This window comes from Bacillus sp. FSL W8-1141 (assembly GCF_038593205.1).
GTDB lineage: Bacteria > Bacillota > Bacilli > Bacillales > Bacillaceae > Bacillus > Bacillus altitudinis.
In genome coordinates, this window is the sequence record NZ_CP151973.1 from 1279796 (window position 1) to 1291474 (window position 11679).

The following is an 11679-nucleotide window of genomic DNA, read 5'->3' on the forward strand; positions in this document are numbered from 1 at the left end:
AGCCCTTTCTCACTGACACCTGCTGTGGAGCAGGTGTCTTTTTTTAGTATTCTTTCTTTTTGTCGTATGTGTCCCATGCTTCAAATGGAGCAAGGGTTTTTTGAAGGGTCAGCTGGTAAAATGGAATGTTTCTTGATTCGTATTCTTTATTGATTTCTTCATAAATAAAGGAGTCATCAAAACCAGAAGTCGCTGCATCCTTGTGTCCAGCGGCAAAATATACGGCTTTTGGTCTAGCCCAATAGATAGCACCAAGACACATTGGACAAGGCTCACAGCTTGTATACAAAATACAGTCTTCTAATTGGTATGTATGTAGTGTTTGGCACGCCTTTCGAATAGCTGTCACTTCTGCATGTGCAGTTGGATCATTACTCGTTGTGACATTGTTGCTTCCCTCTGCAATAATCTGACCGTCTTTGACAATGACCGCTCCAAAAGGGCCGCCTGTGCCACTATTTACTCCTTCTACTGCAAGATCAATTGCGCGTTGTAAAAAAGCTTCGTGATTCATTGTCTTCCTCCCTTTGTTCGACTGACTTCTCTAGTATAAACGAATCATGATAGAAAAGGAATCATTGTAGGAGGAGATCGAACAGGACAATTTGCGCATAAAAACCCCTGCCAAATGTTCAGCAGGGGAAGAGTGAGTCCATTATGCGTGCTGCGCTAGCTTTTTACGAGCGACTTCAGCAGCTGTCACCATGTTTTTCAAAGCAGCAATGGTTTCAGGTTCTTGTCTTGTTTTCAGTCCACAGTCAGGGTTGACCCAGAAGCGATCTGTCGGACATACGTTCAGTGCATCATCAATGATTTTACTCATTTCTTCAACAGATGGAACGCGCGGGCTGTGGATGTCATATACCCCAAGTCCAAGACCTTTCAAATACGGGTGTTTTTCTAAATAATCGAGGAACCCACCATGACTGCGTGAATGTTCAATCGTAATCACGTCTGCATCAAGATCTTCAATCGTATCAACAATATCCTCGAAGTTGCTGTAGCACATATGTGTATGAATTTGCGTTTCATTTTGAACAGACGATGTCGATAGACGGAATGACTCTGCTGCCCAGTTTAAGTATGCTGCCCAATCACTCTCTTTTAAAGGAAGACCTTCTCTTAGCGCAGGTTCATCCACTTGAATCACTTGAATACCCGCTGCTTCTAACGCTTCTACCTCTTTGCGTAAAGCAAAAGCGATTTGGAAGGCAATGTCTTTACGAGAGATATCTGTTCTTGGGAAAGACCAGTTTAAGATCGTGACAGGCCCTGTCAGCATTCCTTTGACTTTTTTCTCCGTTAAGCTTTGAGCGTAAACCGTTTCTTTCACTGTCATTGGCTCTGTAAATTCTACATCTCCATAAATGATCGGCGGCTTCACGCAGCGTGATCCATAAGATTGAACCCAAGCGAATTTTGTAAAGGCAAATCCAGCGAGTTTTTCACCGAAGTATTCAACCATGTCTGTACGTTCAAATTCTCCATGAACGAGTACATCTAGGCCAATCTCTTCTTGAATATCAATCCATCTTTTTGTTTCTTTTTTAATAAATTCATCATACTCTGCATCTGTCCACTCATTTTTGCGCCATTTTTGACGAGCACTGCGCACCTCAGCTGACTGAGGGAAGCTTCCGATTGTTGTGGTTGGAAGAAGCGGCAGTCCGAGAGATTCATTTTGAATGCGTAGTCGTTCTTCAAAAGCAACTGGACGTTTAAAATCTTTTGATGAAAGGCTGTTGCGCTCTGCTGTCAGGTCCGCATTCGTTCCTTTTGCGAATTCTTTTAACGTCAGAAGTGCTTCATTTGCTGCATGGATGTCTGCATCAATGGCAGCCGCTCCTTTTGATAAGCCTTCTTTTAATAGCGTTAATTCAGCCAGTTTTTCAGTGGCATAAGAAAGTCCGTTTAATAGTTTTTCTTCAAGCTGTTCGCTCGGATGTTTTGCAACTGGTACATGTAGCAGGCTGCTTGAAGGCTGCAGCCATACTTCTTTCGGCTGCACGTCAGCAATCACTTCAGAAATAAACGATAATCTTTCTCCTAGATCTGATCTCCAAATATTTCTGCCGTCGATGATACCGGCTGCTAAAATTTTATCTTTTGGGAAGCCGTGTTTTTTCAATTGTTCAAGGTTTCGTCCTTGATCATGGACAAAATCAAGACCGATGGCTTCAACAGGATACGTCACAAGCTCTTCATAGGCATCTACTGAGTCAAAGTATGTTTGAAGGAGAACGTTTAAGGCAGGTACAGCTTCTTTAATCGTTTGATAGATGGCTTTTACTGCTTTCACGTCTTCACTTGAAGCTGTGACTAAAGCAGGCTCATCAATTTGAACCCATTTTACACCGGCTTCTTCAAGCTCTTTTAACAACTGAGTATAAAGCGGCACTAGGCGTTGCTGAATCTCTTTCACTTCATTGGCTTCATAGCCTTTAGAAAGAGAAACAAATGTATAAAGACCAAGAACGACAGGTTTTGTTTCAACACCAAACGCTTTTTTCACCTTTTCGTATGCTTCAAGCGGTTTGTTATGTGTGAGTTTAAATTCTGTGCTTTTTTCGTATTCTGGAACGATGTAGTGATAGTTTGTATTAAACCATTTTGTCATTTCACTTGAGACAGCATCTTTTGTTCCTCTTGCCATCGCAAAGTATGTATCTAGCGGGTCTTTCAAGCTGCGGAAGCGCTCTGGAATCCAATTGAACATAACGGCAGTATCCAGCACGTGATCGTAGAAGGTGAAGTCCCCAGAAGGAACAACGTCAATTTGTTGATCAATTTGAGTTTTAATAGCGGCTAAAAATTGTTCATCGAGTGTGCTTAAGAGGGTTTCTCGGTCAGTTTGACCTTTCCAATAAGACTCAAGTGCTTTTTTCCATTCTCTGTTTAAACCAATTCGCGGGAAACCTAGATTACTTGTTTTAACAATTGTCAATTCCAATTCCTCCTCTAAATATAAAAAGACACTCACACTCATGGTCAAGATTGATGAGGGCAAATGTCTGGTTTAAAAAGACAAAATGTGTGTGCGAAAGAAGGCGTAAGTACCAATGACGAACGCTTTTCCGACATCTCCTATCAACCGTAGGGGGTTTGATGTGATAGAGCGGCTGGTATCCTGGCTAGTGAATCTGCAAGCTTTTCATCCTTCCCATCTTCACGACAGTGGATGATTAACGAAAAGCTCTCCTCACTTACAGTGGCGGGACCGCGCCGGATTTTCACCGGTCTTCCCAATTAAAATTCGACGTGTGATCGAATTACCGACTCTCAAACTATGAATTTATTGTGTTCGATTATATAACGTTCACTTCATTTCGTCAAAGTAAATTTTGAATAATTTTAATTAAAAAAATCCTGAGAAAATTCTATCTTTTCTCAGGACCTAACATGTACCTATAGAGACAAAAGTTCTGCTTCCAATGTTTTCTCAAGAAGCACATCTGGTGCAGTTAAATATAAAAACCCGTTTCCTACAAGGGTTTTCGATTGTTTTAGCGGAAGGGTTCTCCGTACGAGCTGAGCATATACCTCAGGTTCTGTCAGCTTACGCTGGAACGCTTCTTCTTCGGCATTTTTAATAATGGCGAGTGCACCGCTCACATGAGGGGCAGCCATGGAAGTGCCTGTTAGTCTTCCGTATTTATGGTTAGGGAGAGTGGATAAAATGTCTTCACCTGGAGCGACGAGGTCGATTTCTTTATTCGCATTGGAGAATTCAGAGGATTCTCTTGCAAGAGAGACAGAGCCGACGGCAATGACCTCGTTGTATGCAGCTGGGTAGGAGAACTCTTCAGTACGCTCGTCTCCGTCACCTTCATTTCCTGCTGCGCAGACAACAAGCACACCGCTGCTTACAGCATGTTGGATGGCCTTTTGCAGTTCTGGTTCATTGCTTGGCCCACCGAGAGACATGGAAATAATATCAACCTTCTGTTCAACCGCATAGTTAATGCCATTGATAATCCATTCGTATTTCCCGCTGCCATTTTTCCCTCCAAGAACTTTCACGATCAACAGCTTGGCTTCAGGCGCAACACCTAAAATGCCGCCATTTTGATCCGTTGCTGCAATCGTTCCTGATACATGGGTACCATGCCCGTTGTAGTCTCTTACATTCTCAGCATCGCCATTGTCATCATCGGTAAAGTTTTTTCCTCCGATAATCTGATCTTTTAAATCGGGATGCTCCGTGTCGCAACCTGTATCAAGGACAGCAATGGTTATGCCTTTTCCTTTGAAGCCACTTGACCAAAGTTCGGGTGCTTTAATCTCCTGAATACTTTCCGGCGTCTCTTTCGCTTCCATCACATTGGCTTTTACTTCATACGGAATTAAGCGAATTTCACCTTTCATAAGAAAGCCCTCCTTATTTTGTTTTCAAAGTAGATTCAGGTTGCGTAATGTTATTGTATAAAACAAATGTTTGATCGGAAAGGGTCAATTGTAATAATTTTTCAAATAATCAAATAATTATTTATTGTGCAATTCTCCTCATATCTTGCCGAAAGAAGTCACCTTTTGAGGAAAACTCTTAGTATCATATGAAAAAGAATGAAATGTTGCATAGTGAGCTTGCACCTGTACAGATGAAAATGGGTGAAAAGAACTAAAAAAGGCAGATCGAAAAAACAATCATATAAAGAGATAGAGGATGACAGAAAAGAAAAAGGTACATGGCATGTGCAGATAATTGTTTTTTCATTATAATGATCGAAGGAATATAAAATGTAAAAAGTATTTGACATTTTTTAAGCGGATGATATGATTGAAATGTAAAAAGTATTTGACATTTTGATTGGGAGGGGACTAACCGTTGGATGTTGTCAAAGTTGTGTATTCAGTCATCTTATTAGTGGTCGGACTGTTCATTTTTATCGCGCCCATGATTCAAAAGGGTGATGAAAGAAAGAGATTTATCTACTCAAAAGCTCAATCGTATGCATTTATGGTGGTCATTGGTATTCTTTTATTAGAAGTCGCAGAGTCCATATTTTTAACGACCCAAGGGAACAATTCTGATAAGGGGTTTGGGATTTCTCCCATCATGTTCCTAACTGTGATTTCGGTCATATATTTAGTTACATTACTCATATACAGAAAAAAATATGGTGATTAAATTGCAAAATCATATAAGAGAACTAAGGAAATCCATTAAATTATCCCAAGAAGAACTTGCTAAACGATGTAAGGTCTCGAGACAAACCATCAATGCCATTGAAAACGATAAGTACGACCCTACTTTACAATTAGCCTTTGACATCGCCTCTGTTTTGAATACGACTGTAGATGAGCTTTTTGTCAGTCAACCTAAAAAGAAGTAAGGGACCAGCCTCAGAAAAGAGGCTTTTTTTGTTGATTTGTGTAATGTGAAAGGATCAGCTGAAAATAAAAATCAACCATATTACATAACAATTCCTCTTTCATGAAAAATAAGATATGAAGATTGTGACTGTTCCAATGGAGAAAGGCAACATATAATAATGGAAAGACAAGCTTGCCTTTCAGATAGGAGAGATAGAGATGAACAAAGGGAAGATACTCGTGGTAGAAGATGAAAAGAAAATTGCAAGAGTGCTGTCATTAGAACTTGAATATGAAGGATATGAGGTCACAGTCCAAGATACAGGGATGAAAGGACTCCAGGCACTCGAGGAGGAGAGTTTTGATTTAGTGCTTCTAGATGTCATGCTTCCAGAATTAAGCGGACTTGAAGTGCTTAGAAGGGTTCGAAAGACAAATACGGCAACACCGATCATTTTGATTACCGCAAGAGGAAGTGTTCCCGATAAGGTCAGCGGTCTTGATCTTGGGGCAAACGATTATATTACAAAACCCTTTGATATAGAAGAATTATTAGCGCGAATTCGTGCACAGCTGAGGTTCAATCACAATGCGCAAGAGGAAAAGGAAATTGAGCTAAGTATTGCAGATTTAACGGTGAATGAGAAAACAAGAGAAATTCAAAGAGGCGATCAGACGCTTGAGCTGACACCGAGAGAATATGACTTGCTTGTTCATTTATTGAAACATCAGCAGCAAGTGCTCACAAGAGATCAGCTTTTAACAGCTGTTTGGGGTTTTGATTATTTTGGTGACACGAACGTGGTTGATGTCTATATTCGCTATTTAAGAAAAAAAATCGATTACCCGTTTGAAAAACAATTGATTCACACAGTGAGAGGTGTGGGTTATGTGATGAAAGGATAAAGCATGAGATTAAAAAATAAGATCCAGCTTTATACATCGTTGTCCTTGTTTTTAATGGTGCTGCTGTTTCATACAGCGATTTATTTTATTTTTTCGATGACCTTGACGCAAAAAGATATGTACAGACTGTCGGAAGTAGCTGAAAATATTGCTATTGCACTAAAGAAGTCAGAAGAAGAGGGCCTTCCATCTTCAGAGCTTCTGAAAGCGTATCTGCCTCAAAATGGTATGATCCGTGTCGTCACAGAGAAAGGTGAATCAAAGCTGACCGTCACGAAGGAATCTACGTTTAGCTCACTTCCTTTTACATACGAATCTGGTCAGACAGCAGAAATTCAAGAATACAATAAGCATATGATTGCGTTCGCGGCTATCCCTGTCATTTGGACAAATGGGGACATTGTGTCGCTGCAAGTATATGAAGAAATTGAAAATACAGAAGAGAACTTGGCGTTATTAAAAATGATTTTAATCACTACTGGCGTTTTGTTTATTGTGCTTTCTTATTTTGCAGGCCACATTTTAACGAAACAAATTGTCCGCCCAATTAGTCGAATGACCAATACGATGAAAGCAAGTATGAGAGAAAAGGCATTTAAACGAATTGAATTAACAGGCGATTCAAAGGATGAACTGTATCAAATGGGTCAAACCTTTAATGAAATGGCCGAAATTCTCGAGAAACATTATGAGAAAGAGCAGCAATTTTTACACGATGCTTCTCATGAATTGAAAACACCCATTACCGTCATCATGAGCTACAGCAATTTACTAAAACGCTGGGGGCAAAGCCGGCCAGAGGTCGTAGAAGAATCCTCTCAAGCCATTCATGATGAGGCAAAAAAAATGAAAAGGCTGACAGATCAACTACTCACACTGGCGAAAAATGGGCAGCCGCTTTACTTGGACATGAAGCCGGTTGATCTTGGTCATTTGTGCAGCCAAGTTGGTCATACACTTGAAGTGGCAACCAATCGAACCATCCTTACTCATGTACAAACAGATCAGCCTGTGATTGCTGAAGGAGACGAAGAGAAGATCAAACAGCTTTTGACCATCTTGATTGATAATGCGGTTAAATATAGTGCAGAGCCAGTTGATGTGAACTGCGGACGAGCAGGAGAGAAACCGTTTATTTCGGTTGTTGACAAAGGAATTGGCATAAAAGAAGAGGATCTGCCGAAAATCTTTGACCGCTTTTTCCGTGTGGATGAAGCGAGAAACAGTGAGACGGGCGGGACTGGACTTGGCCTGTCAATTGCGAAGCAAATTGCTGAAGAGCATGGGGCTGAGCTAAAGGTAGACAGCCGTATCGGTGAAGGAACCGTGATGACCATTCTTTTTCAGAAATAAGTAGGTCTTTTCTCATCAATTTCTCATTTCCTCCTTATAAAATAGGAAATAGGAAGGAGGCGCTGCATGTCTAAAAAAATGAAAATGCTGCTTACGCTCACAGGATGTCTTTTCATTCTTGTGGCCTTTGCAATGCTCATGATTCAAACCATTGACCAAAAAATATTAAGCGAAGCAGACATTAAAAAAATCATCGCAAAAGACTACAATGGAAACATCACAAATATTGATCTGATCAATCATAAACAGGACTATACATTGACGCTTGAAAATTCAAATGGCATCTATCAAATCATTGCATCTTCCTCAAGCGGTCAAATGAAAGAGATGAAACAGTTAAAGAGCTATCAAAAACCAAATGAGAAAAATGCTGAACTCCAAGCAGAAGAAGTGGCAGTGAAAAAAGTGAAGGGTACCGTGATTCAAAAGAAAGAAAAATCGGATCGTTTTATCTTTACGATTCAATCAAAAAAAGAACTGTATCAAGTGGATGTTGAGAAAGACACGTTCAAGGTGATTGAAGCAGAAAAGAAAAAGCCAACCTCTAAAGAAAAGAAGCTGACAAAAATAACGGTAGAAGAAGCCATTCAGATTGCCGTAAAAGAAGTGGGCGGTACAGTGGATGATGCAGATCTTGAAACTTTTAGTGGAATGCTCGTGTTTGAGGTAGAGCTCGATTTGCCGGATGGAAGAGAGGCAGAGGTGTTAGTGAATGCCTATACAGGAGATATTGAAGGCATTACGTACGAAAACTAATCATTTTCTCATGATTTTCTCATCTTCCTTTCCTTCCTTTATCATCTTGTTTTTTTAAGATAAAGGAGAAATCAAATAGAGGAGGAATGAAATATGATAAAAAAAGTACTAGTAGCTACAGCATTCACAGGAGCCCTTGTCGCAGGTGGTTTCACCCTTCAAGCGCAAAATACAAATCAAACGGCAAATGCCGAACAAGTGGTGCAAAAGAAATCTTCATTTGTCTCAAAGAAACAGGCTGAAAAAGCAGCATTAAAAGTTGTGAAAGGCTATGTAGATGATGTAGATCTTGAGCGTAAAAAAGGAAAATGGGTATATGAGGTCGAGATTAAAAAAGGCGGCTTTGAATATAAAGTATATGTCGATGCCAAAACAGGCAAAGCGCTCAATGATCCAGTCAAAGAAAAGAAACAAAATGTAAAAATCACCAAAAAACAGGCTGAACAAATTGCCCTTGCAAAAGTAAAAGGAACAGTCACAGATTCAGAATTAGATAAAGAAAATGGTGTGTACTTGTATGAAATTGAAATTACGACACCAAGCGGTGAAGAAGTTGATTTTGAGATTTCCGCTAAAACAGGCAAAATCCTCAAGCAAGAATGGGACGATTAAGCTATAAATGAACCTTTGAGCGTGATAGAAAACCTTTGCGGCCCTAGGAAGGACGAGTACTGGTGCGGGGGCGAATTTGACATTCGTGAGCACCAGCACGCACATGCTGAACCTTACACTTTTATGTGTAAGGTTTTTTCATTGGGACAAACTACTGGAAAGGAGGCGAGAGAATATGATGAAGAAAAAAGAAGAAGAACAGACGATGGATCGTGCGGAATATGTTCCCCATCCTGATGGAGAAGGATATGCTTTGTTTTTGCATGATTCTTTTCATCTCCTCTCCCAAGAGGATATGAATCAGCCGGAAGAGGAATAGAAGACGTGAAAGGGCGATGGTCAACTTGTCTATCGCTCTTTTTTTGAAAAGTAAGCGAATACATCAGGAAACTTGGCATCTTGCTTATTGACATCATTGCGCTTTTTCTGTAATCTCAGTGTGTCAACAATATGAGACTTCGTTAGGTGAGGCTCCTGTATGGAGATACGCTGCTGCCCAAAAATGTCCAAAGACGCCAATGGGTCAACAGGAATCATCGACATAAGGTGATTTTTAATGCAGCTGGATGAATCCTATGCCATACAGTGCTAAAGCTCTACGATTGAAGGAGCAAGTGTTTATTTGTCATGCTTACAAAGCGCCTTCATTCGGTTGAAGGTGCTTTTTTATGAGAAAAGGAGGTGTGGGGATGGATCATCCCGATTCGAGACACATAGAGAGTATGTCAAAAGATCAGATTGACGCATCAGATAGAGGAGATCCTGACCCCCCGCACAATCTAAGGGATTCGGGTATCTCCTGATTTTGGGGAGGTAACAGCGATGATACAGAACATTACGTACGATGAACTCATTTTACGCATCATTATTTTACTAAGAGATGGAAAACGTAAAGAATTTAAAAACATTATGGAAGAACTTCAGCCTTATGATATGGCCTACTTATTCAAGGAGCTTCCAGAAAAACACCGCGGCCGCTTTCTCAGCTTTTTAACAGTCGATGACGTGACGGAAATGATGGGTGAACTGGAGCGGGAATATCAAGAGATTGTTCTTGAAAAAGTAGGGAAAGACAAAGCCACCTTCGTCACAAACAAAATGGATAACGATGATCTAGCCAACTTGTTTGATGAGATGGAGGATGAGCTGAAGGATCAGCTTTTATCTAACATGGAAGCAGAGGAATCCAAGGCCGTCCAGCTTCTCATGAATTACCCTGCTGAGACAGCAGGCCGGATCATGACCAATCGGTACGTTTGGATTCCGCAGCATTATACGGTTCAGGATGCCGTGGTGAAGCTGAAAAGCTTTGCTGAAATTGCTGAATCGATCAACTACTTATATGTCATAAACGATCAAAAACAGCTTGTAGGGGTACTCTCATACAGGGATCTTATTTTAGGTGAGCCAGATGAAAAAGTGCAGGATCTTATGTTTACAAGAGTCATTGCCGTTGGTGCCTTTCAAGACCAGGAAGAAATCGCAAAGCTCATTGAGCGATATGATTTCCTTGCCATCCCTGTTGTAGAAGAGAACAATGTCTTAGTCGGAATTGTGACAGTCGATGATATCATTGATGTTGTGATTCAAGAGGCAGGAGAAGACTATGAAAAGTTTGCTGCCTCTGGTAAAGATATCACGTTCGACACACCGGCATTTGTGGCGGCATACCGCCGTCTTCCATGGCTCATTTTGCTTCTATTCATTGGGCTGATTTCAGGCAGTATCTTGAATTATTTTGAAGATACCTTGCAGCAAGTCGTTGCTTTAGCATTCTTCATGCCGATGATTGCAGGTATGACAGGGAATACAGGGACACAGTCTCTAGCGGTTGTCATTAGAGGATTGTCAAAAGAAGAATTAACGAAAAAAACCATTATGCGCTTGATTTTCAGAGAGCTGAGAACAAGTATTTATATTGGGATTGTTTGTTCAATCATTATTACGGTCGTTGCCATGGTATGGCAGGGCAATATGATTTTAGGTTTTGTTGTTGGTTCCTCGCTTCTTGCAACACTGATTATTGGGACAATGGCAGGTACGGTCGTGCCGATTATTTTACACAGATTAAACGTCGACCCAGCCATTGCATCTGGACCGCTGATCACAACATTGAATGATATTTTATCCTTACTCATCTATTTTGGAATTGCAACAGCATTTCTTCATACACTGATGTAGTCAAAAGACTGTAAAATGTAACGTTTTACAGTCTTTTTTGAATAAAGATTGCATATAGCGCTTCCATCCTTTACATTTTAAGGAGAAGGTGGGAGAAAAAATGAAGAAGTTTTTATTCATTTTCATGTGCATTGTTTTGCTAAGTGCATGTTCAAGAGAAGACGAGGGGAAAGACAGAAGACTTGTGGCATCAGAGCATATGTTAGAAGCGATAACTGAAGGAAATAAACGAAAAATGGACAATGTCTATGTCGAAGGCGCAGTCCCAAGCCCAAGTGACATTCTTAAATCGAAAAAGGAATGGGGAATTGAGACGCTTTCTTATGAAGATTTTCAATTGGAAGAAGCCAGCATCCATGTCTTTCATGCAAATTATAAAGATGCAAACACTGGAGAAAAAAAGGCGCTTGCCTTTCGGGTGAAAGAAGATCCTGAAAAAGGCGGCGTACGAATTGACTTTGTAGGGGTTGTTGAAGGAACTGACGCTTCATCTAAATAAAAAGAATCGTTCATATGCTTTATGATAAATCAGGCATAAGTTGAGATAATGTAAAAGGA

At 40.4% G+C, this 11679-nt stretch carries 12 protein-coding genes and 2 riboswitches; of the genes, 9 read left to right on the forward strand and 3 right to left on the reverse strand.

Going from position 1 to position 11679, the window contains the following annotated elements; genetic code table 11:
* Positions 1 to 43 precede the first annotated feature (43 nt).
* The 3 genes from NSQ52_RS06470 to NSQ52_RS06480 form a co-directional block, all read right to left on the reverse strand.
* A complete protein-coding gene (locus NSQ52_RS06470; RefSeq protein ID WP_008346184.1) occupies positions 44 to 514 on the reverse strand; it encodes a nucleoside deaminase in 471 nt (156 codons plus the stop codon).
* 141 nt (positions 515 to 655) lie between these two features.
* Positions 656 to 2944 (reverse strand): 5-methyltetrahydropteroyltriglutamate--homocysteine S-methyltransferase, encoded by a 2289-nt coding sequence (metE, locus tag NSQ52_RS06475; RefSeq protein WP_047945987.1) that lies wholly within the window; start codon positions 2942 to 2944, stop codon positions 656 to 658.
* A gap of 155 nt (positions 2945 to 3099) precedes the next feature.
* Positions 3100 to 3292: riboswitch (cobalamin riboswitch) on the reverse strand.
* A gap of 113 nt (positions 3293 to 3405) precedes the next feature.
* Positions 3406 to 4365, reverse strand: coding sequence for a S8 family peptidase (locus NSQ52_RS06480; protein WP_326111592.1), 960 nt, complete (start codon positions 4363 to 4365; stop codon positions 3406 to 3408).
* A gap of 460 nt (positions 4366 to 4825) precedes the next feature.
* Between NSQ52_RS06480 and NSQ52_RS06485 the strand changes: the two genes are divergently transcribed.
* The 9 genes from NSQ52_RS06485 (at position 4826) to NSQ52_RS06525 (ending at position 11620) form a co-directional block, all read left to right on the forward strand.
* Entirely contained in the window at positions 4826 to 5128 is a 303-nt protein-coding gene (locus tag NSQ52_RS06485) for a hypothetical protein (protein WP_342474014.1), read from the forward strand.
* Positions 5118 to 5333 carry a helix-turn-helix transcriptional regulator gene (locus NSQ52_RS06490; RefSeq protein WP_169476040.1) on the forward strand — a complete coding sequence of 72 codons (216 nt, stop codon included), beginning with the start codon at positions 5118 to 5120 and terminating at the stop codon, positions 5331 to 5333. Before NSQ52_RS06485 ends, NSQ52_RS06490 begins: the two co-directional genes overlap by 11 nt.
* Positions 5334 to 5532: 199 nt before the next feature.
* Positions 5533 to 6219 (forward strand): response regulator transcription factor, encoded by a 687-nt coding sequence (locus NSQ52_RS06495; protein ID WP_019743445.1) that lies wholly within the window; start codon positions 5533 to 5535, stop codon positions 6217 to 6219.
* A 3-nt stretch (positions 6220 to 6222) separates the two neighbouring features.
* Positions 6223 to 7572, forward strand: coding sequence for an ATP-binding protein (locus NSQ52_RS06500; protein ID WP_217967293.1), 1350 nt, complete (start codon positions 6223 to 6225; stop codon positions 7570 to 7572).
* Between the two features lie 66 nt (positions 7573 to 7638).
* Positions 7639 to 8328: a PepSY domain-containing protein gene (locus tag NSQ52_RS06505; RefSeq protein WP_041507401.1), complete on the forward strand. Its 690-nt coding sequence runs from the start codon at positions 7639 to 7641 to the stop codon at positions 8326 to 8328.
* Positions 8329 to 8421: 93 nt separating this feature from the next.
* Positions 8422 to 8940: a PepSY domain-containing protein gene (locus NSQ52_RS06510; RefSeq protein ID WP_008346169.1), complete on the forward strand. Its 519-nt coding sequence runs from the start codon at positions 8422 to 8424 to the stop codon at positions 8938 to 8940.
* A gap of 175 nt (positions 8941 to 9115) precedes the next feature.
* Positions 9116 to 9259: a hypothetical protein gene (locus tag NSQ52_RS06515; RefSeq protein ID WP_008346168.1), complete on the forward strand. Its 144-nt coding sequence runs from the start codon at positions 9116 to 9118 to the stop codon at positions 9257 to 9259.
* A gap of 131 nt (positions 9260 to 9390) precedes the next feature.
* A riboswitch (M-box (ykoK) riboswitch) is annotated at positions 9391 to 9554 on the forward strand.
* Positions 9555 to 9762: 208 nt separating this feature from the next.
* Entirely contained in the window at positions 9763 to 11121 is a 1359-nt protein-coding gene (gene mgtE, locus NSQ52_RS06520) for a magnesium transporter (protein WP_007498785.1), read from the forward strand.
* Between the two features lie 100 nt (positions 11122 to 11221).
* On the forward strand, positions 11222 to 11620 hold the full coding sequence (locus NSQ52_RS06525) for a hypothetical protein (RefSeq protein ID WP_007498783.1): 399 nt from the start codon (positions 11222 to 11224) through the stop codon (positions 11618 to 11620).
* The last annotated feature ends 59 nt before the right edge of the window (positions 11621 to 11679 follow it).